The 24,421-nt window shown below is 63.7% G+C and carries 22 protein-coding genes; 13 read left to right on the forward strand and 9 right to left on the reverse strand.

The features are described from left to right. Positions 1–6: 6 nt before the first annotated feature. Positions 7–336, reverse strand: coding sequence for a hypothetical protein (locus tag EXN22_RS11815; protein ID WP_130264216.1), 330 nt, complete (start codon positions 334–336; stop codon positions 7–9). A gap of 91 nt (positions 337–427) precedes the next feature. Continuing rightward, entirely contained in the window at positions 428–859 is a 432-nt protein-coding gene (locus EXN22_RS11820) for an SUKH-3 domain-containing protein (protein ID WP_130264217.1), read from the reverse strand. Positions 860–1,034: 175 nt separating this feature from the next. On the opposite strand from EXN22_RS11820, the gene EXN22_RS11825 reads away from it, so the two are divergent. Continuing rightward, positions 1,035–1,448, forward strand: a complete 414-nt coding sequence (locus EXN22_RS11825; RefSeq protein WP_130264218.1) for a RidA family protein — start codon at positions 1,035–1,037, stop codon at positions 1,446–1,448. 112 nt (positions 1,449–1,560) lie between these two features. After that, positions 1,561–2,064 carry a GNAT family N-acetyltransferase gene (locus tag EXN22_RS11830; protein ID WP_177414014.1) on the forward strand — a complete coding sequence of 168 codons (504 nt, stop codon included), beginning with the start codon at positions 1,561–1,563 and terminating at the stop codon, positions 2,062–2,064. Between the two features lies 1 nt (position 2,065). On the opposite strand, the gene EXN22_RS11835 is transcribed toward EXN22_RS11830, so the two are convergent. Beyond that, on the reverse strand, positions 2,066–2,707 hold the full coding sequence (locus EXN22_RS11835; RefSeq protein ID WP_130264219.1) for a hypothetical protein: 642 nt from the start codon (positions 2,705–2,707) through the stop codon (positions 2,066–2,068). 203 nt (positions 2,708–2,910) lie between these two features. Between EXN22_RS11835 and katG the strand changes: the two genes are divergently transcribed. Next, positions 2,911–5,181 carry a catalase/peroxidase HPI gene (gene katG, locus EXN22_RS11840; protein WP_130264220.1) on the forward strand — a complete coding sequence of 757 codons (2,271 nt, stop codon included), beginning with the start codon at positions 2,911–2,913 and terminating at the stop codon, positions 5,179–5,181. 52 nt (positions 5,182–5,233) lie between these two features. On the opposite strand, the gene EXN22_RS11845 is transcribed toward katG, so the two are convergent. After that, complete coding sequence (locus EXN22_RS11845; protein ID WP_130264221.1) at positions 5,234–5,788, reverse strand: UPF0149 family protein; 555 nt, start codon at positions 5,786–5,788, stop codon at positions 5,234–5,236. Between the two features lie 218 nt (positions 5,789–6,006). Here EXN22_RS11845 and EXN22_RS11850 point away from each other — a divergent pair, with 218 nt between their 5' ends. Next, positions 6,007–6,447 carry an Ohr family peroxiredoxin gene (locus EXN22_RS11850; RefSeq protein WP_130264222.1) on the forward strand — a complete coding sequence of 147 codons (441 nt, stop codon included), beginning with the start codon at positions 6,007–6,009 and terminating at the stop codon, positions 6,445–6,447. 105 nt (positions 6,448–6,552) lie between these two features. Then, positions 6,553–7,011, forward strand: coding sequence for a MarR family winged helix-turn-helix transcriptional regulator (locus EXN22_RS11855; RefSeq protein WP_130264223.1), 459 nt, complete (start codon positions 6,553–6,555; stop codon positions 7,009–7,011). Between the two features lie 9 nt (positions 7,012–7,020). Here EXN22_RS11855 and EXN22_RS11860 read toward each other — a convergent pair whose 3' ends face one another. Beyond that, positions 7,021–8,250, reverse strand: coding sequence for a hypothetical protein (locus EXN22_RS11860; RefSeq protein WP_130264224.1), 1,230 nt, complete (start codon positions 8,248–8,250; stop codon positions 7,021–7,023). Positions 8,251–8,588: 338 nt separating this feature from the next. Here EXN22_RS11860 and EXN22_RS11865 point away from each other — a divergent pair, with 338 nt between their 5' ends. The 4 genes from EXN22_RS11865 (at position 8,589) to EXN22_RS11880 (ending at position 13,614) form a co-directional block, all read left to right on the forward strand. Beyond that, positions 8,589–10,301: an amidase gene (locus tag EXN22_RS11865; RefSeq protein ID WP_130264225.1), complete on the forward strand. Its 1,713-nt coding sequence runs from the start codon at positions 8,589–8,591 to the stop codon at positions 10,299–10,301. A 52-nt stretch (positions 10,302–10,353) separates the two neighbouring features. Then, complete coding sequence (locus tag EXN22_RS11870; RefSeq protein WP_130264226.1) at positions 10,354–10,734, forward strand: RidA family protein; 381 nt, start codon at positions 10,354–10,356, stop codon at positions 10,732–10,734. Positions 10,735–10,903: 169 nt separating this feature from the next. After that, the gene (locus EXN22_RS11875) at positions 10,904–12,901 is read left to right on the forward strand and encodes a peptidase U32 family protein (RefSeq protein WP_130264227.1); all 1,998 of its coding nucleotides are present in this window, start codon (positions 10,904–10,906) and stop codon (positions 12,899–12,901) included. Positions 12,902–12,984: 83 nt separating this feature from the next. Beyond that, positions 12,985–13,614, forward strand: coding sequence for a DUF3885 domain-containing protein (locus tag EXN22_RS11880; RefSeq protein ID WP_130264228.1), 630 nt, complete (start codon positions 12,985–12,987; stop codon positions 13,612–13,614). A gap of 14 nt (positions 13,615–13,628) precedes the next feature. Here EXN22_RS11880 and EXN22_RS11885 read toward each other — a convergent pair whose 3' ends face one another. The 3 genes from EXN22_RS11885 to EXN22_RS11895 all read right to left on the reverse strand — a co-directional run bounded on the left by EXN22_RS11885 (position 13,629) and on the right by EXN22_RS11895 (position 16,253). Further along, the gene (locus EXN22_RS11885) at positions 13,629–14,786 is read right to left on the reverse strand and encodes a hypothetical protein (protein ID WP_130264229.1); all 1,158 of its coding nucleotides are present in this window, start codon (positions 14,784–14,786) and stop codon (positions 13,629–13,631) included. 66 nt (positions 14,787–14,852) lie between these two features. Then, positions 14,853–15,872: a DUF1176 domain-containing protein gene (locus EXN22_RS11890; protein ID WP_130264230.1), complete on the reverse strand. Its 1,020-nt coding sequence runs from the start codon at positions 15,870–15,872 to the stop codon at positions 14,853–14,855. Positions 15,873–16,034: 162 nt separating this feature from the next. Further along, positions 16,035–16,253 (reverse strand): hypothetical protein, encoded by a 219-nt coding sequence (locus tag EXN22_RS11895; RefSeq protein ID WP_130264231.1) that lies wholly within the window; start codon positions 16,251–16,253, stop codon positions 16,035–16,037. Between the two features lie 258 nt (positions 16,254–16,511). On the opposite strand from EXN22_RS11895, the gene EXN22_RS11900 reads away from it, so the two are divergent. Genes EXN22_RS11900 through EXN22_RS11915 form a run of 4 tightly spaced genes read left to right on the forward strand, consistent with a single transcriptional unit; the run spans position 16,512 to position 21,821 of the window. Beyond that, on the forward strand, positions 16,512–17,765 hold the full coding sequence (locus EXN22_RS11900; protein ID WP_165392205.1) for an HlyD family secretion protein: 1,254 nt from the start codon (positions 16,512–16,514) through the stop codon (positions 17,763–17,765). A 2-nt stretch (positions 17,766–17,767) separates the two neighbouring features. After that, positions 17,768–19,933 carry a peptidase domain-containing ABC transporter gene (locus EXN22_RS11905; RefSeq protein WP_130266803.1) on the forward strand — a complete coding sequence of 722 codons (2,166 nt, stop codon included), beginning with the start codon at positions 17,768–17,770 and terminating at the stop codon, positions 19,931–19,933. Continuing rightward, positions 19,930–21,285: a TolC family protein gene (locus tag EXN22_RS11910; protein ID WP_130264232.1), complete on the forward strand. Its 1,356-nt coding sequence runs from the start codon at positions 19,930–19,932 to the stop codon at positions 21,283–21,285. The genes EXN22_RS11905 and EXN22_RS11910 overlap by 4 nt, the downstream gene beginning before the upstream one ends. A 53-nt stretch (positions 21,286–21,338) precedes the next feature. Further along, entirely contained in the window at positions 21,339–21,821 is a 483-nt protein-coding gene (locus EXN22_RS11915; protein WP_130264233.1) for a VOC family protein, read from the forward strand. Between the two features lie 97 nt (positions 21,822–21,918). Here the strand turns inward: EXN22_RS11915 and EXN22_RS11920 are convergent, their stop codons facing one another. Further along, complete coding sequence (locus tag EXN22_RS11920; RefSeq protein WP_130264234.1) at positions 21,919–24,333, reverse strand: TonB-dependent receptor; 2,415 nt, start codon at positions 24,331–24,333, stop codon at positions 21,919–21,921. Positions 24,334–24,421 lie beyond the last annotated feature (88 nt).

Here is a 24,421-nt window from a genome sequence, read left to right on the forward strand (position 1 = left end):
ACCGGGTCAGCGCCGCGCCAGCGCGTGGCTGACGCATTGTTCGTAGTAGGTCTGCTTGATGGCGGCAGGCTTGAGGCGCGACTGGCTGTTGTAGGTCTGCTCGGTGATACCCATGGCGGTCATGCGCATCCAGGGCTTGGGAAACTTGCGCACCTGCAGGCGTTTGCGCGCGGTGTACAGGGTCACCCCGGACAGCTTCGATTGCTGTGCGCCAGCGGCCATGTCCGAGCCCCAACTGCACATGAAGCGGTCGTTGTTACCCAAGGCTTTGGCCTGGGCGCCGAGCGGGAGTGCGACGAGAAGAAACGCTGCCAGGGTCAATCCATAAGCCCGCATAGCACCTACCTAACTTGCTGAAAAGACAGCGAGTTTGCCAATGATGCGGGTAGCAGGGGGCCAGCAATTTGTCTTATTTGCGCCTGACTGTTCAGAGAAGTTGCGTGTGTGGCTTGCGGCCCAGCAGCAGGCCTTCTGCGGCATCGGCGAAGGTGCTGGCTTGCAGCCAGAAGGCGTCGTGCACCTGGCTCATGAGGTAGCAGGCGCCCTGGCTGTCGACAAACAGCGCGCCATGGCCGTGGTGGACATCGCCGATGCACACCAGGGTGGTGTTCAGCTTGCGTTGCATCGCTTTGATGATTTTTTCGTGGTGCAGGCCAGGCTTGGCCCTGAACTCGATGTCGCCGGCAGCGCATTCTTGACCCGCGCCGCAGTGGCCGACGCACAAGCCGTTGAACGCCATGAGCAGGTCGTGGGCGGGGTGGTCGCTGGGCACGATGCCCGCCTGCGGGGCAGTCACTTGAGCAGGCCAGCCCGCAGCCACGAACAAGGGGCGGATGGTCTCGGGAAGTTCCATGGGCATAGCGGTTCACTAATGGTAAAAACACAGTATCGGCAAGCGGATGCACTTCAGGCAAGCCCGCTGTGGGAGCGGGCTTGCCCCGCGATGGCATTATTCCAGCCACCTTAAATCTGCGCTTGACCTCTACTTAACTCAAGGTTTGATACTCGCCGCGTCCACCATTCGGAGCAGCACCATGACCACAGCATTCCACCTGTCCAACCCCGAAGGCCTCTACGACCCCACGGCCAACGCCTACTCCCATGTCGCTGAGGTCGCCGCCAACGCGAGGCTGCTGTACATCGCCGGGCAGGGCGGGGAAGACCTCGAGGGACGGCTGTCGAGGGATTTTGCCGAACAGGCACGCCAGGCCCTGGCCAACCTGCAGATCGCCCTGACGTCAAAAGGCGCGACCCTGGCCGATGTGTTCAAGCTGACCCTGCTGATCGTCGACCACGATGAAACCCGTTTGCGTGTGTGGGGTGAGCAAGCCCGGCGCGCCTGGGGTGCATACATGACGCCAACCTGTACGCTGATCCCGGTACCGCGCCTGGCACTCGACGGCATGCAGATCGAAATTGAAGCAGTCGCGGCACTGCCTGAGCGCTGACACGCTTTTGCGATGGCATTGGCCCCGGCTTTTGTAAACAATAGCGCCCGCGCTGTTCGTTCAACTATCGAGATACCAATGCCGTCGATTTTCCCCTGCATGAGGTCCAGCCATGAGTGACCTCACCGTCGAACTGGTACAAACCAGCCCCGAGCAAGCCGAACTGATCCACAACCTCTATCAGTTCTATGCCTATGAATCCTCGGACTGGGAGCAGGAAGACGTCGATGTCGACGGTCGTTTCTATATCCACGACGAGCACCTGCAGCGTTACTGGCAAGAACCGCAGTGGAGCGCCAACCTGATCCTGGTCGACGGCTACATCGCAGGCTTCCTGCTGGTGGAGCGCAGCGAACTGCCCGGTATCGATGCGCTGGAGCTGGCCGACCTGTTCATCCTCAAGCGCTACCGGCGCAAGGGCATTGCCAGCGCTTTGGCCAGTCAGGTACTGGCCAGCGGGCAGGAGCAGTGGCTGGTGCGTTACTACGACCAGGACGAAACTGCCCACGCCTTCTGGCGCTCGGTGTTCGACACCTTGCCAAGGCCGGTCCGCTCGATCGAACTGGACGACGAGCCGGAGCTGGTGAACTTCCTGGTGACCCAGGCGTTGCACTGAGTCAGCCGGAACCTTTGCGCGTCACTGCCGCGCGCTCCCATGGCCGCGCTGCTGGCCGGTCCAGGCTGGTCAGCAGGTTGCCGAGCCGTTGCGGTGTTTCGCCCGTCAGCCGGCAGAGCTGTTCAATCAGGCTGTCGCCATCCAGCGTGCCTTGCTCGCGCAAGCGTTCGGCGACCGCCTGCAGTGCAGGCCAGTAGCGGCGAACCAGGCTATGGCAGCGCACCAGTGCGGTTGATTCGGCATCACGCCTGCTGCGCGCGGGCAACAGGGCGATCAGTTCATGGGCCCGACGCCGATCACCGGCGCCGCTGCTGGTGAGAAACCGATCATCCGGGCAGCGCCGGTAAACCGCTTCGGCCACCGGTCCCGCCAGGCAATTGAGCAGGTCGCGCTCGATCAGGTCGATCATCGACGGCAAGTATTCGGCGATGCCCGGCGGCTCGAAGGCGGGCAGCGGCACCAGATAGTCGGCCTCGACCAGGCCCTTGACCGTCTGCAGGTTGCCGCGCAAATCGACCATCGGTCCGATCAGGGCCTCGGCCCGGGTACGCACCGTTACCCGCTTGATCGCCATGGCGTTCCACCAGAAGGCCAGGACATGCCCTGCTTCGTGGAAGGCGGTACGACGCGCACGGCTGTTCATGATCATGACCTCAGGGCTGGGCGCCTGTTTCCAAGATCTGCTCCATCCCTGGGCGGGTATAAGAGATTATGGCTATCGTCCGGCAATACTGCGTCTATTTGCTGACTACCGGGGCCGGGACTAGCCTTGAAGATGCGCTGGCGGGTGCCGGCCGGACCTGATGTGGAGATAATTAAAACGCTGGACTTAAAGGTAGCTCACCCATGTCTACTGAATCGAAATGCCCGTTCAGTCATGCCGCTGGCGGTGGTACGACGAACCGCGACTGGTGGCCGAACCAACTGAACCTGAAGATCCTGCACCAGCACTCATCGCAAGCCGATCCCCAAGGCGATGGCTTCAACTATGCCCAAGCGTTCAAAAACCTGGACTTTCAAGCCCTCAAACACGACCTGCATGCGCTGATGACCGATTCCCAGGACTGGTGGCCGGCGGATTTCGGCCACTATGGGCCGCTGTTCATCCGCATGGCCTGGCACAGCGCCGGTACCTACCGCACCGGCGATGGCCGAGGCGGCGCAGGCTCCGGTCAACAGCGCTTCGCCCCGCTCAACAGTTGGCCCGACAACGTCAGCCTGGACAAGGCGCGGCGGTTGTTGTGGCCGATCAAGCAGAAGTACGGGCGGAGCATTTCCTGGGCCGACCTGATCGTGCTCACCGGCAACGTGGCGCTGGAGTCCATGGGCTTCAAGACCTTCGGTTTTTCTGGCGGCCGCGCGGATGTCTGGGAGCCGGATGAAGACGTGTACTGGGGCTCGGAAAACAAGTGGCTGGGAGGCGACACCCGTTACGGCAAGGGCCCGCAGCCGATGCAAGAGCCGGGTGAGGGCACCCTGGTGGCCGAGCCTGAGCAGCATGGCAACGAAGAGAGCCGCACAGACCAGGGCCGCAACCTGGAAAACCCGCTGGCTGCTGTGCAGATGGGCCTGATCTACGTGAACCCGGAAGGCCCGGAGGGCAATCCCGACCCGATTGCCGCCGCCAAGGACATCCGCGAAACCTTCGCCCGCATGGCCATGAACGATGAAGAGACCGTGGCGCTGATCGCGGGCGGCCACGCTTTCGGCAAAACCCATGGCGCCGGCCCCGCCGACAACGTCGGCCCGGAACCGGAGGCTGCAGGCCTTGAGGAACAGGGCCTGGGTTGGCGCAACAGCTTTGGCACCGGCAAGGGCGCCGACACCATCACCAGTGGCCTGGAAGTGACCTGGACCACCACGCCGACCCGCTGGAGCAACAACTACCTGGAAAACCTCTTCGCTTTCGAGTGGGAGTTGACCAAGAGCCCGGCCGGGGCCAACCAGTGGACGCCGAAAAACGGTGCGGGCGCGGGGATCATCCCCGATGCCCACGACCCGGCCAAGCGTCGTAATCCGACCATGCTGACCACCGACCTGTCGCTGCGTTTCGACCCGATCTACGAGCCGATTTCCCGGCGCTTCCTGGCCAACCCCGAGCAGTTGAGCGACGCCTTCGCCCGTGCCTGGTACAAGCTGATCCACCGCGACATGGGCCCGCTGTCCCGTTACCTGGGGCCAGAGATGCCGGGTGAAGAGCTGCTCTGGCAAGACCCGATCCCCACACTCGACCATGCCCTGGTCGACGACAGTGATGTGACGAGCCTTAAAGCCAAGCTCCAGGCCTCGGGGCTGTCGGTGGCCGAGTTGGTGTCCGCGGCCTGGGCGGCGGCTTCGACCTTCCGTGGCTCCGACAAGCGCGGCGGTGCCAATGGCGGGCGCTTGCGCCTGGCGCCGCAGAAGTTCTGGCAGGCCAACCAGCCGGAGCAACTGGCCAAAGTCCTGAGCGTCCTTGAAGGCATCCAGGCGGATTTCAACAGTGCCCAGGGCGCTGGCAAGAAAATCTCCCTGGCCGACCTGATCGTGCTGGCGGGCAGTGCCGCAGTGGAACAGGCGGCGAAAAACGCCGGGGTCACCCTCAGCGTGCCCTTTACCCCGGGGCGGATGGATGCCTCCCAGGAGCAGACCGACGTTGAATCGTTCGGCTTTCTGGAGCCGATTGCCGATGGTTTTCGCAACTTCCTCAAGAGCAGCTACCGGGTACCGGCCGAGGCCCTGTTGATCGACAAGGCGCAACTGCTGACCCTCAGCGCCCCGGAAATGACCGTGCTGGTGGGCGGCCTGCGAGTGCTGGGGGTCAGTGACGGACAGAACCGGCACGGTGTCTTCACCGAACAGAAGGACACGCTGAGCAACGACTTCTTCGTCAACTTGCTGGACATGGGCGTGGAGTGGAAGCCGGTGTCGGCGGCCAACGAAGCGTTCGAAGGGCGTGACCGCAAGACTGGCGCGGTGAAGTGGACCGGCACCCGGGTTGACCTGGTGTTCGGCTCCAACTCACAGTTGCGGGCCTTGTCGGAGTTCTATGCCAGCAGCGACGCCAAGGCGCAGTTCGTCAAGGACTTCGTCGCGGCCTGGACCAAAGTGATGAACCTGGATCGGTTTGATCTCAAGTAAGTCTCATCGCGGGGCGATGCGGCGACCCGACTTGCCCCGCGATTGGCTATAGTCAGCGCTGCGCCAACCAGTAGTCGTGCAACGCCCGCGCCGCCGGGGCAATCGCCACCACACGCTGACGGTGCAGGGCCACGTCGAGGTCCGCTGGCAGTTCGAACTGGTCCTGCTCGGCCCACCCGGTAATCACCTGCAAGGCCTTCGCTTGCGCCTCCGGCAGCACAGGCCAGTTGGCGATGGTCATGCCGCGCAAGTAGCCAAAGCACCATTCCTCCGCCAGCGGCAGAGGCTGGCCCTGGTGTTCCGTCTGCTCCAGGCGTGGTGCAAATGTCTTTGGCGTTTCAACCAGCTGAGTCGCCAGGCTGTTCAGGTGACGGGCACACAGCTCGACGAAGCGCTGACAGTCTGCAGCGCTTTGCCACTCGGGCATCTGCCCACCCCAGATGGCCGGGAACCATTCGTTGATATCCACCTGCACGGGGCTTGAGACCAGGGCGGTGAAGTAACCGTCAAGCTCGGAGGCGTTGAGCACTGAGTGATCATCACCGTAGGTCTGCAAGGTGGCTTCGAGAAACTCGAAATCGGCGGCGGTCAGTGGCAGGTCGTGCATGGGGAACTCCTTGGCAGATCAGGCGCGCGGGCAAAAGGCGGGGAGGATGGGGCTTTGAGCCGCTTTTATCCAGCCCCAGGCCAAACATCTCGGGGTCCTGACCATTCGTCGCAACGCCGGCATGGGCTGTTGACGGTTATCTGGGGTTAGCGGATTATTTATACATCGCATGCGATTTAATCGAATGAGATAAAACATAACCCTTTGAGGATGCCCCCATGAGCAAGATCGAAAAAGTACTGGTTACCGGCAAGACCCACACCACCTTCAGCGAAGCCGGCCGCAGCGCCCGAGGCCTGGATATCCAGTTGTCTTCGCCGGGCAGCAACAAACCGGTGCACACCTTCAACGCCATCCAGCCGCACCCGACCGCCGAGCAACTGTTCTCCGGCGCCTGGTCGGCGTGCTTCATCGCCGCAGTCGAACTGGTAGCCAAGGAGATGAAGGTGACTCTGCCGGCAGGCCTTGCGGTGGAGATCGAAGTCGACCTGGGCCAGACCGGAGCGGCGTACTTCCTGCAAGCGCGGCTGACCACTCACCTGCCGGGTCTCGATCCTGAGGTGGCCAGCGCCCTGGTCCATGCTGCCGACCAGGTCTGCCCGTACTCCAAGGCCACTCGCGGCAACATCGACGTCGCCCTGAAGGTGGTGACCGACTGATAAAAGCACAGCAACAGCCAGGGGACGGCAGGTATGATCTGGGTCAACCACGCAGCCAGCGGCCATGAAGGCCGCCAGGCTGCATTTGCTGGTTAAAGGATCCCCATGAAAAGCAACGACACGCCTCCAGGCCCGGCACTGAAACTCTCCGAGTTCCTCTGTTTTGCCGTGTATTCCTCGAACTTGGCGTTTGGCAAGGCGTACAAGCCGATGCTCGATCAGCTTGGCCTGACCTACACCCAGTTCATCACCTTGGTCGCACTCTGGGAGCAGGACAATCAGACCGTCAGCAGTCTGGGTGAAAAGCTCTTTCTTGAATCCAATACCCTCACCCCGATCCTCAAGAAGCTCGAAGCGGCAGGCTATCTGTTGCGTCTGCGTGACCCGGAGGATGAGCGCCAGGTACGTATCACCCTGACTGACAATGGCCGTCAGTTGCGCCAGGCGCTATCCGCCAGCAGCTTTCCACAGACGGGCCTGGAGCCCGCGCAATTCGCCGCCTTGCAACAGGCCGTGGTGCACTTGCGCGACAATCTGGTACGCAGTGCCAAAGATGGCGAATAGGCCGCGACCTCAGTCCATGGGCGTGAACCGGCTCAACTGTTCGACGCTGGGGAAACCCTGGGTGCGATAGCGCGGTGGGTAGAGGTCGCGATCTTTGTTCAGCAACTCGCCCAGCAGCGACTCGACTTCAGGCCAGGCCACCACCTGGGTGATTGCGGTGCCGTCTTGCTGCGGTTGGACGAAGATTACCCGGTCGGTTTTCGGCAACGAGGTAGGCACGCCCTGGGTCCAGGCTGCTATCGAGAAGCTGCTACCGTGGTCGCCGCCGTTGCTGTAGAGCTTGTGAGTGGCGACGAAGATGTCTTCGGGGTGGGCTTCGTGGATCTGCTCGAGAAACTCTTTCTGCGAGCTATAGATGCCGTGGCGCAGCAGCCGCTGCAAGTCGCCCAGGCGCGCTTGCAGGTGCGCGTCCCGGACCTGGAACGGGACGATCTGGCGGTCCTGGTAGGTGTAGATCAGGCTGGACTGCGCGCGGCCGTTTTCCAGCGCATGAAAACTCAACTCGACCATCTGTCGCAGGCCTTCGGCGTCGTTGTCGCCGGTGACCAGCAGCACATCGCGGCTGGGCATCATGAACACCGGCTGGCCCTTGAGCGGCAGGCGTTGCAGGACGTCGGGCAGCAGCACCCGGCTGGTGTCGTAGCCGTCTTTCCAGGCACCCTGATAGACACCGGGGCTGATCGGCTCGAAGGCATCGGGGCTGGCGTCGCGCAGGTTGTCCAGGGCGATTGCCAGCGCCTGCTCCAGGGGTATGCCCCAGTCTTTTGGCGGGCCCATGGTCTGGGTCGAAGTGGTGTCTGGGTAGTCGACTGCCAGCAAGGTCACGCAATCGGCCGAGAATGGCTGCCAGGCCAATGGGCAGGGGGAGTCCCAGCCTTCGCTGCGCACATGGTGCAGGCGGACTTCCTCGAGCATGGCCAGGTTGCGGATGACCGGCCGCAATAACGGGCGTACTTGCTCCAGGGCCTGTGGCGCCGAGGTGGTGCGGGTGTCGATCAGGGCACGCAGGTAGCTACCGAGCACCTCGGCTTTGCGCGATTTGTCGGCATTCAAGTAGTCGCGGTAGGCGTTGTGCAAGTTGAAGTAGCCACTTTCGCCATAACGCAGGCGAAATTCGCCGGCCAGGTACTCCAGAGGCTCGGCATAACCGCCGGCACGGGCGGCCTTGATGAAAGCCTGGGCAAATGCATCTTCGGTAGGAGTACTGTTGAACAGCCTGGCGAACAGTGCTTTGAACATGTGCGAAGTCTTCCGTGAGCGCGAAAGACGCATACTACCTCTGTGGACGTTTTTGCGCTTGGGGCATCGATTCGCTATGGCTTGCTGGAACGAACGGGCTGATTTTGCAGCCCCGCACGTGCCTGAATGCACCGCTGCCCGCTGGGTCCCCGTTCCTCTGTGGGCATTTTTGGTGCTAAATAGGCCGCTCAGGTAATTCGTCCAGACCCTGCCGCGTCATGCCGTGCAATGAGAACAACTATGAGAACCCATCTTCAAACCCGTGAAGTCCCTGTGCTCCAGACCCCGTGTGATGGAAGCCTTCACCCAGTCAGCCAGCAACCGTCGGCGGTAACAGCATGATCGAAGTCACAGAGGTTTCCATTGCCCAGCTGCGCGCTGCGCTCGAATCCGGCCAGACCACCTCGGTTGAACTGGTCCAGGCCTACCTGGCACGCATCGACGCCTACGACGGCGCGAACACTGCCACCAAGCTCAACGCCGTGGTGGTGCGCAATCCTGAAGCTTTGAACGAAGCACAGGCGTCGGATGAGCGCCGGGCCAAGGGCCAGACCCTCGGCCCCCTCGACGGCATCCCGTACACCGCCAAGGACAGTTACCTGGTCAAGGGCCTGACCGCCGCTTCCGGCAGCCCGGCCTTCGCTGACCTGGTGGCCTACCGCGACGCCTTCACCATTGAACGCCTGCGCGCAGCCGGCGCCATCTGCCTGGGCAAGACCAATATGCCGCCCATGGCCAACGGTGGCATGCAGCGCGGCGTCTATGGCCGCGCCGAGAGCCCGTACAATGCGCACTACTTGACCGCGCCGTTCGCCTCCGGCTCGTCCAACGGTGCCGGTACCGCCACCGCCGCAAGCTTCGCCGCCTTCGGCCTGGCCGAAGAAACCTGGTCCAGTGGCCGCGGCCCGGCCTCGAACAACGGCCTGTGTGCCTACACGCCATCGCGCGGAGTGATTTCGGTGCGCGGCAACTGGCCGCTGACGCCGACCATGGACGTGGTGGTGCCGTTTGCCCGAACCATGGCCGACCTGCTGGAAGTACTCGACATCGTTGTCGCCGAAGACCCTGACACGCGCGGCGACCTGTGGCGTCTGCAACCCTGGGTGCCGATCCCCAGCGTCGCCTCGGTGCGCCCGGCGTCGTACCATGAACTTGCAGTCGATGCTGCGGCGCTCAAGGGCAAGCGTTTCGGCGTGCCGCGCATGTACATCAATGCCGACCCTGAAGCCGGCACCAGCGATACCCCGGGCATTGGCGGCCCGACCGGCCAGCGGATCAACACCCGACCATCGGTGATCGCCCTGTGGGAGCAGGCGCGCAAGGCCCTGGAAGCGGCTGGCGCCGAAGTGCTCGAAGTCGACTTCCCCCTGGTTTCCAATTGTGAAGGTGATCGCCCTGGCGCGCCGACCGTGTTCAATCGCGGCCTGGTCTCCAAGGAGTTCCTCCACCATGAGCTGTGGGACTTGACCGCCTGGGCCTTCGACGATTTCCTTAAGGCCAACGGCGACCCCAAGCTCAATCGCCTGGTCGACGTCGACGGGCCGAAGATTTTCCCCCATGATCCGGGCACGCTGCCCAACCGTGAAGGCGACCTGGCGGCCGGCATGGACGAATACGTGCGCATGGCCGAGCGCGGCATCACCCCGTGGGACCAGATCAGCACGGTGCCGGACGGCCTGCGTGGGCTGGAGAAAACCCGGCGCATCGACCTTGAAGACTGGATGGACCGGCTCAAGCTCGATGTAGTGGTCTTCCCGACCGTCGCCGATGTCGGCCCGGCCAATGCCGATGTCGATCCGGCGTCGGCCGACATTGCCTGGAGCAATGGCGTGTGGGTGGCCAACGGCAACCTGGCGATCCGTCACCTGGGCGTACCGACGGTGACCGTGCCGATGGGCGTGATGGCCGATATCGGCATGCCGGTGGGCTTGACCTTTGCCGGCCGCGCCTACGACGATTCGTCGTTGCTGCGCCTGGCGGCTGCGTTCGAGTCCACTGGCTCCAAGCGCCTGGTGCCACCGCGCACGCCGCCGCTTGGCAGCGCCAAGTAACAGGAAGGGGCGGGTAACCGCCCTTTTTTATTTCCCCCGACACGAGGTACCCATGGCTAACCAAGACATCAGCTTCACTCCCGACCCGGACGCCGACTCGATCTCCTCCGACGTCGCCGGTTTCGGTGGCATCCTGGTCTCGACCCAGATCCCCACCCGTGCCGACGGCAGCCTGGAACTGGGCGACATCACTGCTCAAAGCGAGTGCACCCTGCAGGCGCTGAAAGTCGCCCTGGAGCGCGCTGGCAGCTCCATGGACCGGGTCTTGCACCTGACCATCTACCTCACCGACATGGCGGATCGCGCAGCCTTCAACGCGGTCTACCAGCGCTTTTTCGCCAAGCCCTGGCCGGTGCGCGCCGCGGTTGGCGTAGCTGCGCTGGCGGTGGAAGGCATGCGCGTGGAAGTGACCGCGATGGCGGCCAAGGCCTGAGTTTTTGCTGTGGCTGTACTGGCCTGATCGCGGGTCAAGCCCGCTCCCACAGGTTTTGTGGGAGCGGGCTTGACCCGCTTGGGTACGCCATCGGGCAGGCTCCGGGTGCCGATCGGGCGTTTCGCCGCTACAATGCGCGCCTCGACCGTGACAGCCTGACTAAAAAAACATGTCCCTGCCCAAGCATCACCTGGAATTGCTCAGCCCCGCCCGCGATGTCGCCATCGCCCGCGAGGCTATCCTGCATGGCGCCGACGCCGTGTACCTCGGCGGCCCGAGCTTCGGTGCGCGCCACAATGCCTGCAACGAAGTCAGCGATATCGCCCAGTTGGTGGAATTCGCCCGGCGCTACCACGCGCGGGTGTTCACCACCATCAACACCATCCTCCACGACAACGAACTGGAGCCGGCGCGCAAGCTGATCCACGAGCTGTACGATGCCGGTGTCGATGCGCTGATCGTCCAGGACCTGGGGGTGATGGAACTGGACATCCCGCCGATCGAGCTGCACGCCAGCACCCAGACCGATATCCGCACCCTGGCCCGGGCCAAGTTCCTCGATCAGGCCGGTTTTTCCCAACTGGTGCTGGCCCGCGAGCTGAACCTGCAGGAAATCCGCGCGATTGCCGACGAGACCGACGCGGCGATCGAGTTCTTCATCCACGGTGCGCTGTGCGTGGCGTTCTCCGGCCAGTGCAACATCTCCCACGCCCAGACCGGCCGCAGCGCCAACCGTGGCGACTGCTCCCAGGCCTGCCGCCTGCCGTACACCCTCAAGGATGAAAAGGGTGGGGTGATCGCCTACGAGAAACACCTGCTGTCGATGAAGGACAACAACCAGAGCGCCAACATCCGCGCCCTGGTCGAAGCTGGTGTGCGCTCGTTCAAGATCGAAGGGCGCTACAAGGACATGGGCTATGTGAAGAACATCACCGCCTACTACCGCCAGCGCCTGGACGCCGTGCTCGAAGACCGCCCGGACCTGGCACGTGCCTCCAGCGGGCGCACCGCGCATTTCTTCCTGCCCGATCCGGACAAGACCTTCCACCGCGGCAGCACCGACTACTTCGTCAGCGAGCGCAAGATCGATATCGGCGCCTTCGACTCGCCGACCTTCACCGGTTTGCCAGTGGGCGTGGTCGAGAAAGTCGGCAAGCGTGACCTGCAGGTGGTCACCCACGAGCCGCTGTCCAACGGCGACGGCCTCAATGTGCTGGTCAAACGTGAAGTGGTGGGTTTCCGCGCCAACATCGCCGAACCCAAGGGCGAGTACGATGAAGACGGCGAGAAGCGTTATCGCTACCGTGTCGAGCCCAACGAGATGCCCAAGGGTCTGCACCAGCTGCGGCCGAATCATCCGCTGAGCCGCAACCTCGATCACAACTGGCAGCAAGCCCTGCAGAAGACCTCGGCCGAGCGCCGGATCGGCCTGGCCTGGGTGGCCAAGCTGGACGAGCAGCGTCTGGCCCTGACCGCCACCAGCGAGGAAGGCATCAGTGCCAGCGTTGCCCTGGACGGCCCGTTCGGCCTGGCCAACAAGCCGGAGCAGGCGCTGGAGCAACTGCGCGACCTGCTCGGCCAATTGGGCACCACCGAGTACCACGCCACCGGCGTTCAGCTCGATGCGCCGCAGGCCTACTTCATTCCCAACTCGCAGCTCAAGGCCCTGCGCCGCGAGGTCATCGACGCCTTGACCGCGGCACGTGTCCAGGCTCACCCGCGTGGTGGCCGCAAGGCCGAGAGCAATCCGCCGCCGGTGTACCCGGAGTCGCACCTGTCGTTTCTGGCCAACGTCTACAACCAGAAGGCCCGCGACTTCTATCACCGTCACGGGGTCAAGCTGATCGACGCCGCCTACGAGGCCCACGAAGAGGCAGGCGAAGTGCCGGTGATGATCACCAAGCACTGCCTGCGTTTCTCCTTCAACCTGTGCCCCAAGCAGGCCAAGGGCGTCACCGGTGTACGCACCAAGGTCGCGCCGATGCAACTGATTCACGGCGACGAAGTGCTGACCCTGAAGTTCGACTGCAAGCCGTGCGAGATGCATGTCATCGGCAAGATGAAGGGGCACATCCTCGGCCTGCCGCAACCGGGCAGCGTGCAGCAGGTGGTGGGGCACATCAGCCCGCAAGACCTGCTCAAGACCATCCCGCGCGCACCGCACTGAGGGCATATTCCCAGACCTGTGGGAGCAAGCACATCTAAGGACTCTGGCCCCGGCAGCAAGGGGCCGACAGCCAGGAAGGTATCGTGACTTTACAAGTGCAAATCCAGCACATCTTCAACGGCCTGGCCTTTGCCAGGCCGTTGTTCTATAGCTACCCGCAAGGCCTGCGCTTCGAGCTGGCCGAAGGCGCCGGGACCCTCGAGCGCTTTCTGCTGGCGGTCAGCAAGGCAACCACGGTGTGCCGCGACCTGTTTGCCGGCGAGCAATCGATGGTGGTGTGCCTGCGCGTGCACTCCAACGGTAACGGTTTTGCCCATCGCGACGTGTTGCGCGACCTGCGTGCCGCCGGTATTCGCATCCCCGCCCAACGCTCGCTGTGGAGCCAGCGGCTGGACCCGGACGACTGGTTCGAAGAGCACCAACCCGAGTACTGGTTGCACCTCGCCTTCGAGGCGCCACTGTCGCTGCTGCAACCGGTGCTCTGGTGTGCATTGGCCGATAATCCGGGGACCATTCGCCCGAGCCCTTGCTGCGGTGTCTACCTGTTCAACCTCAACCAGCGGCTGATGGCCTTGCCCTATGACGATCGCGGCATGGATGTGGTGGGCCCCAACCATGACGTGCTTTCGCTGCTGTACCGCCAGCACCAGCCGTGGCTACTGGACTACGACCGCGAGCGCATGGACGCGGCCTTTGCCACCGTCCTGCACTGATTCACTGTAAAGGCTCACTGCAGCGACTCGATTTTCCAGCGCCAGGTGCCCAGCGGGTTGTCTTCGCGGGTGCGGACGAACACCCCGTAGTCGCCAAGGTAGCTGTAGCCTTCGACCCAACGGTTGCCGCGCGCGCTCTGCCAGGTACAGCTCAGCGGCTTGGCGCTGCCCTGCAGGGCAGGGTGCAAGGTGCTGGCCGGTCGTGCCTTGCCGACCTGACAGTGGGTGGTGCGGGTAATGCTCGCCGTTTGCCCGGCATAACTGAGGGTGTAGCTCAGTTGCCCATGGGCGGGCAGGTTCTGCCAGTCGCCGGTGAATGACAGTGCGCTCAGGCTGTCGCTCGCGTCCTGCTCCTGCCCGGTCATGATGTCGATACCGCGTGCCGCCAGATCGAACAGGCCGCGAAAGCTCAGTTGCAGCTGTTGCGCTATCGTCGGGTCCACGGCTTGCAACAACAGTTGGCCTGTGCGCTGGTCGTTGCTGAAGAACACCTGACGCGGCCTGTCGACGGTAGCGTCCCCGCCGGTTGGCTTCGCATCGATGCGGTAGTCCAGCCTGTGCAGGGTCAGGCGTGGTGCCGGCAGGTCCAGGGCGGCGATGGCCGCCAGCACTTCAGGCGTGGCCCTGGGCGGCAGGAACGGCGGCGGCAACGGCGTGCGGGCTTTGAGCGGCGCAAGTTTGGCAAGCTCGGCCGGCGGCTGGCAGGCGGCGTCGAACAAGCGTTGATAGTACAGCGGTGCCTGTCGGTAAAACGCGCTGAAGGACTGGGCCTTGAGCCTGGTGCTGTCGACGCGATTGTCGTTGTCGAGGAAGTACTGGCTTTGCCGGCTGATGAGTTGGCGTTCGCAATAGAACGCCAGGCGCTCGCGGCTATGCAGGGCCATCACTGCCTGGCCGTACTTCATGGGGTAGCGCTGGCGCTGGATGCCGGTCCAGGCGTAGGTAATGCCGCCCTCATGCTCCAGGCTGTTAAGGTCGATCAATAGCCAGTCCTGATCTTCGTCCAGGTTCAGGGCTCGCCAGTCGGGGGCCTGACGCGGGTGCTGGGGCAGGTGGCCGTCACCTGGCGGATCGGCCTCGCCACCGGCAGGGATGAGACTGCAAGCAGCCAGGGTGAGCACACCCAGGCCCGCGGCAAGGGGCTTGAGGGCGAAACGGGCGAGGGCATCCATGCGCATGAGCTCTTGGGGCAAAGCGCGCAGTGTATCCAAAGCGCGCGCCAAGCTGTATGCCTGGCGCTATTCCTGCGTACGCCAGACCTGCGGCCAATGGGTGGTATCGACACTGTCGCACCAGCTCATCCGGCGAAATGCCTTGAGCTTCATCACCTTACCGTCGTAGCGCCAGGTTGCATTGGCGCCACAGTAGCGCCCGCCCGGCTGCCACTGGGTCAGCTCGCCGCGGGCCGGGTCGAACTTGAAAAAGCCAAACATCTCGCCGCCCAGAATATCGTAGGGGGGGACCGAGATCTGCAGCGTGGTGGGTTGGTAGGGTGCGGTTCGCAAGGCGCGGTAGTAGCTGTACATGCAGCCCTGGCTGCCACAACCGTAACGCAGGCCTACCACGACATGGGTCGGGTCCAGGGGCGACACTTCGGCTTCGGCTTGCCAGTTGTCAACACCGGGCTCGTTCCAGTCAAGCCGGGTGATGGCGATGACGGCGTCAGCGATTGCTTTCTGTTCGGCTTCGCTCAACCCTGGCGCCGGTGTGAAAGGGGCAAGTGTGGGCGTTGGCGGGGCTGGCGGCACTTGACTGTCTGGCCGCGTACCCGGGCGCACGAAGGCGCTGGGGTGATCGATACGTCCTTGCACGGAATCGATGAACAGCAAGGCTGCACTCAGGCCCTGCAGCGATACCTGGCGCTGGCCGTCGCCAGTGTCGAGGGTCAGGTCCTGGCCGTTGCGCAACTGGCGCAACAACCGTACCGCAACGTCGCCTTTTGCGTGATAACGCATTTCTCCCTGCGAGGCCGGTCGAAATCCCGCTGGCGCCGGGCCGCCGTCGACCAGCAACTTTGCGCTCAGGTTGACACTGTCGTCGGTGAACAGGGTCAACGCCATGGCCCCTTCGACCCCGGCTTCGCGCATAAACTCCAGGCCCATGCCCTGATCGACGCTGCGCGACACCGCGGTGCAGCGCAGGGTGTTGTCGCAACCCACGACCCACTGCTTGAACTGCTTGAGCACCGGCTCCGGCTCGGCCAGGGCCAGGGCTGGCAGCAGCATCAAGGCCAGCCAGTTCCATCTTGCATCAACCATGGTGTTTCAATCCTGCCGGGTAGCGAGCGTGGGTGTTGGCCAGGCATCATCGCAGAAACCTGGCCAACTTCAAGCTGCTACCCGGTGAGAGCGCCCCGTTATATATAAAGCAAAGGGCCGCAAGGGCCCTTTACTTACAATCGATGTATATAACGACGGTGCTTATTTACACATCGTGTAACTGCCTTGGTGCGCACCGCCCCGGTACAAATCAAAACGGTAGCCGGCGCCAGCGCCGAAGTTGTAGGAACCGCCGGTCAGTGTCCAGGAGCCGGCGCTGACGGAAAACCCGCCGCTTACCTGATCCACTTCCTGATCGTCCAGCACTCGCAGGGTAGCTGGCGCGGCGCTGGTCATATCGATGTTCTGTGCAGGGTTCATGAGCTTGATACCTCGTTGATACGGTGGGTTCGTCCTAGGTTGATCCCCCCAGGAGAGGGCCTGGGCGCAGAGTTTTACGGACAATAAATGAGAGATCGATCACAGTTTAAATAGCAGTTGTTGGCTGTTTCGATCCCCGGACAAGTTAGTAATGCCAACGTTTTAAGTGCAATAGCACAAGTGTGCTAGTGCCGGCGGCTTAACCCGCCGTTATGCTCTTGCGTGTTATCAACATTGTTCGCCGGGTTGTGAAGTGGCATGTTATTCAGGAGCGAAGCCGTGCACGCACGGCGTGACAAGGAGTTGGGCAGTGTGCTGCTGGTGTCGCCCGTGCCGCTGCGCTGGGCGGCGCTGGGTGCAGTGCTGTTCAGCGTGCTGCTGATCGTGTTTCTGACCTGCGCCACCTATACCCGCCGCGCCACCGTGGCCGGTGTGCTGGTGCCCCAGGGTGGCCTGATCAAGGTATTCGCGCCGCAGCCGGGGGTGGTCCAGGGCCTCGCCGCCGTCGAAGGGCAGACAGTGGAGGCGGGCGCGACATTGATGACCCTGGGCAGTGACCTGTATGCCGAAGCCGGTGGTGCGCACGTCGCCATCAGTGGCTTGATCAAGCGGCGTAACGCCAGCCTGGCTGAAGAGATCACCACAACCCAGGCGCTGCACCTGCAAGAGCTCGAAGGCAAGCGCCGGCGCCTGGCCGTGCTGCAAAGCGAGCAGGGCAAAGTCGTCAGCCAAATGGGCATCAGCCGCCAGCGCCTGGGGCTGGCCCAGGGCATCGCCGCGCGCTACGCCGAGCTTCAGCGCCAGGATTATGTGTCGCGCGACCAGCTTCAGGAAAAGCAGGATGCCGTGCTGGAGGTGCGTCTGCGCAGCGAAGAACTGAGCCGTTCGTTGTTGTCGTTGCGCAACGACATCGCGACCCTGCGCGCCGAGCTTGCCGAGTTGCCGTTCAACCAGGGCAAGCAGTTGGCTGAGCTTGAGCGGCGGTTGTCGCAGAGCCAGGGCAGCCTGTTGGAAAGTGAAGTCAAACGTCAGGTGCTGATTACCGCGCCGGCCAGTGGCGAAGTGACGGCCATTGGCGTGGTCAACGGTACCCGTGCCGACGGTAACCGACCGCTGCTAAGCCTTGTGCCCAAGGATGCCCAACTGTACGCCGAACTCTACGTGCCCAGCCGTTCGGCGGGCTTCGTTCGCGCCGGGGATGCGGTGCGCCTGCGTTATCAGGCTTATCCCTATCAGCATTTCGGCCTGGCCCGCGGCACCGTGGCGTCGGTGTCGCGCAGCGCGTTGCCGGCCGATGAAATCATGAGCGTGGGCGGTGTCTCCGAGCAGCAGCGCGAACAGGGCCCGTTGTACCGGGTCAGGGTCACCCTCGAACACCAAAGCATGCTCGGGCGCGGTTTGAACGAGCGCTTGCGCTCGGGCATGCAACTGGACGCAGACATCTTGCAGGAGAATATGCCGCTCTATGAGTGGCTGCTTGAACCCCTGCGCGGCATAGGGAAACGCCTTTGAACATGCACCAGGCCCTGGCTTTCGGTATTGGCCGTAAATTGCCCATGGTGCTACAGGCCGAGGCCGCCGAGTGCGGCCAGGCCTGCCTGGCGATGATCGCCGGTTACCATGGCCAGCACCACGACCTGTTTTCCCTGCGCCAGAAGCTGTCGCCGTCAATGAAGGGCGCGACCCTCAAGCAGTTGATGGCCATGGCCGCCCAGTTGGGCCTGGCCAGCCGGCCATTGCGCCTGGAGTTGCAGGCGCTGGGGCAGTTGCGCTTGCCCTGTGTACTGCACTGGAACTTCAACCACTTCGTGGTGCTCAAGGAGGTGGGGCCGCGTGGGGTGACGCTGCACGATCCGGGGCGCGGGGTGTGCAAACTGTCATTCGAGGAGGTGTCGGCAGCCTTCACCGGCGTGGCGCTGGAGCTGTGGCCACAGAGCGACTTCCAGCCGGGGCCGGCCAATCCGCCGCTGCGCTTGCGCCAATTGCTGGGACGGGTGCAAGGCTTTGGCGGGGTGCTCAGCCATGTACTGCTGTTGGCGGTGGCGCTGGAGCTGTGCATGGTGCTCAGCCCGTTCTTCCTGCAAACGGTGATCGACAAGGTGCTGGTCAGCGCCGACCTTGACCTGCTGGCGGTGCTGGCGATCGGTTTCGGCTTGCTCTTGTTGATGCAACAAAGCCTGGCCCTGGCCCGCTCCTGGGCCCTGATGTACCTGGGCACGCTGCTCGGCAGCCAATGGCAGATCAATGTCTTCCGCCACCTGGTGCGCTTGCCCGTGGCCTTTTTCGAGCGGCGCCACCTGGGCGATATCGTCTCGCGCTTCGGTTCGCTGAAAGCGATCCAGCACACCCTGACCACCTCGTTCGTCGAGGCCCTGCTCGATGGCCTGATGACCCTGGTGACCCTGGGCCTGATGTTCGCCTACAGCCCGCCACTGGCCCTGATCGCCCTGATCGCCATGCTCATCTATGCCCTGGCTCGCTGGGCCTGGTTCGGCCCGTTGCGCCGCGCCAGCGAAGAGCAACTGGTGCACGCCGCCCGGCAGCAGAGCTACTTCCTGGAAAGCATGCGCGGGGTACGCACCCTCAAGTTGTTCGGCCATCAGGAGCAGCGGGCCAGTACCTGGGGCAGTCTGCTGGTCGAGGAAATCAACGCCGGCTTGCGCCCGCAGAAGCTGGAGCTGGCTTACCGCGCGTTCAATGGCCTGTTGTTCGGCCTGGTGACCTTGCTGGTGATCTGGCTCGGCGCCCGGTTGGTGCTCGAGGGCCAGTTCAGCGCCGGTATGCTCATCGCCTTCAACGCTTACAAGGAACAGTTCAACAGCCGTGTGGCCGGTCTGATCGACAAGCTGGTCGATGTGCTGATGCTGCGCCTGCATGGCGAACGCCTGGCCGATATCCTCTTGCAGGTGCCCGAACGCGCCGCCTCTGCAGAGGCCGACGACAACGACGCGGTCGATAGCGTGCCAAGCCTTGAAGTGCGCCAACTCAAGTTCCGCTACAGCGACCATGAACCCTATGTGCTGGACGAGGTGTCGGTGCGCATCGACGCCGGGGATTCACTGGCTATTGTCGGCCCCTCGGGTGGCGGCAAGACCACCTTGCTCAACGTCATGCTCGGTATCCTCACCCCGGTCAGTGGCAGTGTGCTGCTTGACGGTGTGGCGATCGATAGCCACAACCTGGAGCGGCTACGGCGGGTCAGCGCCACGGTGTTGCAGGACGATGTGCTGTTCGCCGGCTCCATAGCCGACAACATCAGCTTTTTCAGTGCCCAGGCCAACCCGCGCTGGGTCGAACAGTGCGCGCGCATGGCGGCGGTACATGACGATATCGCGCAGATGCCCATGGCCTACAACACCCTGGTGGGCGACATGGGCACGGTGCTGTCGGGTGGGCAGAAACAACGAATTTTGCTGGCGCGGGCTCTGTACCGGCGGCCCAAACTGCTGTTTCTCGACGAAGCCACCAGCCACCTCGACATTGCCAGGGAGGCGGCGGTCAACCACGCGCTGCAAGCGCTGAACATCACCCGCATCATTGTCGCGCATCGGCCCGATACCATTCGTTCGGCACGCCGGGTGCTGGCGCTCGACAATGGCCGGGTGGTGTATGACGGGCCGCTGATCGAGACGGTCGAGGAACCGGGCGCCGTGGTCCAGGGTGCGGCGTCCCCGTCATGAACAGGCACCTGTTCAACGGGTGGCTGGCAGGGCTGCTGGTTGTCTGCACCCATGTGCAAGGCGCGGCCGCCGATGCCTGCCCCGGCCATGTATCACTGTCCGAGCCGCTGGGCTTGTCCACTGCCGTCGCCATGGCCCTGTGCGCCGATCCTGAGGTACGCGAGGCCTGGCTGTCGCAACTGAGCAGCCAGGCCAACCTTGATGCCGCGCATTCGGCGTACTGGCCGACCGTGCAAGCCCAGCTCAGCAGTGGGCGCGCCAACCGCAAGACGCGCTACGACAACTTTCCCGAAGCCGACTCGACCTTGAGCACCCGCACCAACAGCTACGGCCTGGACCTGAGCTGGGTGTTGTATGACTTTGGCCTGCGGGCGGCGAAAGTCGAGGGCGCCCGCCAAGTGTTGAACGCCGCCAGCAGCAGCCGCGTGGAGAAAATCCAGGCAACGGTGCTCGACACCAGCAAAGCCTTCTACCAGGTCCAGGCCAACGCCGCCTTGCTCGAGGCCAAGCGCAGTGCCGAGTCCCTGGCGGCCAACAGCCTCAAGGCGGCTACGGCCAAATACCAGGCCGGGGCCGGCGAGCAGAGCGATCGCCTGCAGGCGCAGACCACCCATGAACAGGCGCAGCTCGAACGGGTATTGGCCGAGGGTGAATACGCCGCGGCGCAAGGTGCCCTGGCCAGTGCCCTGGGGCTGTCACCCTCGGCACCGCTGACACTTGCGGCCTTGAACGAACCGGCGGGGCAGGAGGCTGAGTTCATGGCCAGTGTCGATGCGCTGATGGCGCAAGCCAGGGCCCAGCACCCGGCCATCGACAAGGCCCGCGCCGAGTGGGCCGCAACCCGCGCCAAGGCGGATGAAGCGCGGGCGCAAGGGCGCCCCAAGGTGTCGTTGTTCAGCAGCTACCAGCAGCAGGACACGCCGATCGACCAGGTATCGACGCGCCAGCAGATCGAGACCTGGAGTGTCGGGGTGCAAATCACTGTGCCGATCTTCGACGGCTTTCTCAGCCGCCGACGTGCCCGCGCCGCCGATTACGAAGCCGGCGCCCGCGAACAGGCCGTGGCACAGACCGAGCGCACAGTCGCCCTCAACGTCTGGAAGAGCCGTCAGGCCCTGGATGCCCGCACCCGGGCACTGGCGATCAGCCGCAGCTTTGTCAGCAGCGCCGGGCAATCCCAGCGGGTCGCATTGGGGCGCTACAAGGCCGGGGTGGGCAGCATCATCGAACTGCTCAGGGCGCAGAATGAACTGGCCATCGCCGAGCAGCGGCGCGTGGAGGCGCAGGTCAACTGGTACACCGCCAGGTTGCAGTTGGCGGCGGACCTGGGGCAGTTGCATGGCGCGCTGTAGGTTGTCTTGAGGTCTAGAATCAACCTGGCATTGACCCACCGAGGAGAATCAGAATGAGCAATAAAACTACCCTCTGCCTCTGGTACGACGGCACAGCGCTGGAGGCTGCGACCTTTTACGCCCGGACCTTCCCCGACAGCAAGGTCGGGGCGGTGCACCGAGCGCCGGGCGACTTTCCTTCGGGCCAGCAAGGTGACGTGCTGACCGTCGAATTCACCGTGCTGGGCATCCCTTGCGTGGGGCTCAACGGCGGGCCGCTGTTCAAGCACAGCGAAGCGTTTTCATTCCAGATCGCGACTGAAGACCAGGCCGAAACCGATCGTTTGTGGAACGCCATTGTCGACAATGGCGGCCAGGAAAGCGCTTGCGGCTGGTGCAAGGACAAGTGGGGGCTGTCGTGGCAGATTTCGCCACGGCTGTTGATCGAGGCGGTGACCAGCACTGACCGCGCGGCGGCCAAGCGCGCCTTCGATGCGATGATGGGCATGCGCAAGATTGATATTGCGCTGATTGAGGCGGCGTTCAGGGGAGAGTAGCGAGCAGATGTGTTGTTTGGGCGGGCCTCATCGCGGGGCAAGTCGGATCGCCGCACCGCCGCTCCCACAAGCCCCGCGATCGTTATAAAGATTGCCTTCAGAAGCCCAGGGTCGCCGATACCAGATAGGTTCGTGGCGTCGACAGAGTCAAGCCCGCTTCGCTGTCGTCGGAGGCGCCGGCCGAGGCCCAGTAGCGGTCGTCCAGCACGTTCTCGACACTGGCGCGCAAGGTGATGTCCTTGTCGTCGAGCTTGAAGGCATAGCGCGCACCCAGGTCGTAACGCTCCCAGCCGTCGATCTGCTTGCTGTTGGCCTGGTCCAGGTACTGCGAGCTTGAGTGGATGCCGCGTGCGGTCAGGGTCAGCCCGGACAGGGCCGGCACATCGTACTCGGCGCCCAGGCTGACGTTGTACTGCGGTGTTGCCGGCGCGCGGTTGCCATCGAAAGTACCACCGACGGTGTCGGTCAGTTCGCTGTCGATGTACATCACCCCACCCAGCAAGCGGAAGCCCTTGAGCGGCTCGCCAAATACATTGAGCTCGACACCCTTGTTCTCGCGCTTGCCGTTGGGCCCGAACACCCGGGTGGTGGCGTTGGTCTCGTAGGCCGGTTGCTTGATGCGAAAGGCGCTGGCGGTCAGGGCAAAGTTGCCCAGGTCGTACTTGGCGCCGATTTCCACCTGACGGCTGATGAACGGTGCAAAGATCTGGTCTTCGTTGATCGAGGTCGACGGGGCGATCTTGCCCTGGCTCAAGCCTTCCATGTAGTTGGCATACAGCGAGAGCTGGTCGCTGAGCTTGAACAGGATGCCGCCCGAGGGTGAGAGCTTTTCTTCGTCATAGGCAGTGTCGCCTTTGATGCCATCGCTCCAGTCGTCGACCTGGACCCGTTGCCAGCGCGCGCCCAGGGTCAGCAGCAGGCGCTGGTCGAAAAAGCCCAGGGTGTCGGACAGCGCCACGCCGCTGAAGCGGTTCTCGGTGTAGACCTTGGCATCCGAGCGCAGCAACGTGCCGGGGGTAGGGGTAGGTCGCGGGTTATAAAGATTGCTCGAGCCTGCGGCATAACGACCGCCGCCGTTCTCGAAGTCCATGTAGAAGTAGTTGGCCGCCAGGTTGAGCTCGTGGCTCACCGGGCCGGTCTGGAACCAGTTGCGTAGGCCGGCGGTGGCGGTGCGCACGTTTTCATCGCGGGTGAAGTCGCGGGGCTGGACGCTGAAGTCGCCGGCATCGTTGGAAACCGGCACGTTGTGCCGGAGGAATTCGTGGTTGCTCTTGCGTGCGCCGACTGCGCCATAGGCCATCAGCGCGTCATTGATGTCGAACTCGGCGTTCAGCGTGCCGAAGGTATCGTTGGTGCGCGCCTTGCTCCAGGCCTGGGCGTAGTTGCGCCGCACATCCTCGGCATCCGGGACCTTGGCAGTGGCGCCGATGATCACACGCTCCTGGGGCGCGTCGGTGTCGCGCTCGGTGTGGCCGATATCGGTCGACAGGCGCAGCCGCTCGCCGCGAAAGTCCAGGCCGAGCACGGCCATCTCGCGGTCGACGCTCTGCTGGTCCCACTCAGTGTCGCCCGATTGCTTGACGCCGTTGAAGCGCAGGCCGAACTTGCCGTCCTCGCCAAAGCGCCGGCCGATATCGACGGCGCCGCCGACCTGGCTGTCTGAGGCGTAACTGCCGGTGAACTCGGTGATCGGCTTGTCGCTGGCGCGCTTGGGTACCACGTTGATGCCGCCGCCGACACTGCCCCGTGGTGAGATGCCGTTGATCAACTGGCTGGGGCCTTTGATGATGTCGACGCGGTCGGCCATTTCCATGTCGATGGAGTAGGTTGGCAGGATGCCGTACAGGCCGTTATAGGCGACATCGCTGTTGAACAGGCTCAAACCACGAATGGTGAACTGCTCGAAGCGCCCACCGGCCGGGTTGGTGGCGCGCACCGACGGGTCGCTGGCGATCAGGTCGCCGAGGGTCCGCGCCTGCTGGCCCTTGATCGCCTCGCTGGTGTAGGTGGTCATGCTGAAGGGCGTTTCCATGAAGTCCCGCGAACCGAGCAAACCTTGCGAACCGCGACGGGTGACCTGGCCGCCGGCGTAGCGCTGGCCATCGTCGTTGTCGGTGTGAGCGCCGAGGATGCTGGTTGGGGCGATCTCCACTGCATCGGCGCTGTGCGGGGTTGGCACCAGGGTGTAGGCACCGGCAGCCACCGGTTGCAGTTGCAGGCCAGAACCCTGCAGCAGCTGGGCAAAACCTTCGTCAACGCTGAAACTGCCACTCAAACCGGCACTGCGCCGGCCATTGACCAGGCCGGGGTCCACCGACAGGCTGACCCCGGCCTGGGCGGCGAAGCGGGTCAGCGCCGTGCCCAGCTCCCCTGCCGGTACCTGGTAGCTGCGGGTGGCGGCGTCGGCCAGTGCCGTCAGGGGAGCCAGCGATACCAGACCGAGCACCAGGCACAGGGTGGGCGATGAAAACGAAGACGCCAGGCGCGTTCGGTGGCGGGTCAGTGCGGGCATTGTTGCGCTCTCTTTTGGGTTCACATGCCCTTGATGACAAGCGAGCGAACAAAAGGGGACAGCGATTTCGCCAATAATGCCACGCGCT

The organism is Pseudomonas tructae, assembly GCF_004214895.1.
Lineage (GTDB): Bacteria > Pseudomonadota > Gammaproteobacteria > Pseudomonadales > Pseudomonadaceae > Aquipseudomonas > Aquipseudomonas tructae.

What these genes read in the sequence shown, in the direction of transcription:
- EXN22_RS11815 (WP_130264216.1), bottom strand. Translation starts at nt 336, where the DNA reads ATGCGGGCTTATGGATTGACCCTGGCAGCGTTTCTTCTCGTCGCACTC.
- EXN22_RS11820 (WP_130264217.1), bottom strand. Translation starts at nt 859, where the DNA reads ATGCCCATGGAACTTCCCGAGACCATCCGCCCCTTGTTCGTGGCTGCG.
- EXN22_RS11825 (WP_130264218.1), top strand. Translation starts at nt 1,035, where the DNA reads ATGACCACAGCATTCCACCTGTCCAACCCCGAAGGCCTCTACGACCCC.
- EXN22_RS11830 (WP_177414014.1), top strand. Translation starts at nt 1,561, where the DNA reads ATGAGTGACCTCACCGTCGAACTGGTACAAACCAGCCCCGAGCAAGCC.
- EXN22_RS11835 (WP_130264219.1), bottom strand. Translation starts at nt 2,707, where the DNA reads ATGAACAGCCGTGCGCGTCGTACCGCCTTCCACGAAGCAGGGCATGTC.
- katG (WP_130264220.1), top strand. Translation starts at nt 2,911, where the DNA reads ATGTCTACTGAATCGAAATGCCCGTTCAGTCATGCCGCTGGCGGTGGT.
- EXN22_RS11845 (WP_130264221.1), bottom strand. Translation starts at nt 5,788, where the DNA reads ATGCACGACCTGCCACTGACCGCCGCCGATTTCGAGTTTCTCGAAGCC.
- EXN22_RS11850 (WP_130264222.1), top strand. Translation starts at nt 6,007, where the DNA reads ATGAGCAAGATCGAAAAAGTACTGGTTACCGGCAAGACCCACACCACC.
- EXN22_RS11855 (WP_130264223.1), top strand. Translation starts at nt 6,553, where the DNA reads ATGAAAAGCAACGACACGCCTCCAGGCCCGGCACTGAAACTCTCCGAG.
- EXN22_RS11860 (WP_130264224.1), bottom strand. Translation starts at nt 8,250, where the DNA reads ATGTTCAAAGCACTGTTCGCCAGGCTGTTCAACAGTACTCCTACCGAA.
- EXN22_RS11865 (WP_130264225.1), top strand. Translation starts at nt 8,589, where the DNA reads ATGATCGAAGTCACAGAGGTTTCCATTGCCCAGCTGCGCGCTGCGCTC.
- EXN22_RS11870 (WP_130264226.1), top strand. Translation starts at nt 10,354, where the DNA reads ATGGCTAACCAAGACATCAGCTTCACTCCCGACCCGGACGCCGACTCG.
- EXN22_RS11875 (WP_130264227.1), top strand. Translation starts at nt 10,904, where the DNA reads ATGTCCCTGCCCAAGCATCACCTGGAATTGCTCAGCCCCGCCCGCGAT.
- EXN22_RS11885 (WP_130264229.1), bottom strand. Translation starts at nt 14,786, where the DNA reads ATGGATGCCCTCGCCCGTTTCGCCCTCAAGCCCCTTGCCGCGGGCCTG.
- EXN22_RS11890 (WP_130264230.1), bottom strand. Translation starts at nt 15,872, where the DNA reads ATGGTTGATGCAAGATGGAACTGGCTGGCCTTGATGCTGCTGCCAGCC.
- EXN22_RS11895 (WP_130264231.1), bottom strand. Translation starts at nt 16,253, where the DNA reads ATGAACCCTGCACAGAACATCGATATGACCAGCGCCGCGCCAGCTACC.
- EXN22_RS11900 (WP_165392205.1), top strand. Translation starts at nt 16,512, where the DNA reads ATGTTATTCAGGAGCGAAGCCGTGCACGCACGGCGTGACAAGGAGTTG.
- EXN22_RS11905 (WP_130266803.1), top strand. Translation starts at nt 17,768, where the DNA reads ATGCACCAGGCCCTGGCTTTCGGTATTGGCCGTAAATTGCCCATGGTG.
- EXN22_RS11910 (WP_130264232.1), top strand. Translation starts at nt 19,930, where the DNA reads ATGAACAGGCACCTGTTCAACGGGTGGCTGGCAGGGCTGCTGGTTGTC.
- EXN22_RS11915 (WP_130264233.1), top strand. Translation starts at nt 21,339, where the DNA reads ATGAGCAATAAAACTACCCTCTGCCTCTGGTACGACGGCACAGCGCTG.
- EXN22_RS11920 (WP_130264234.1), bottom strand. Translation starts at nt 24,333, where the DNA reads ATGCCCGCACTGACCCGCCACCGAACGCGCCTGGCGTCTTCGTTTTCA.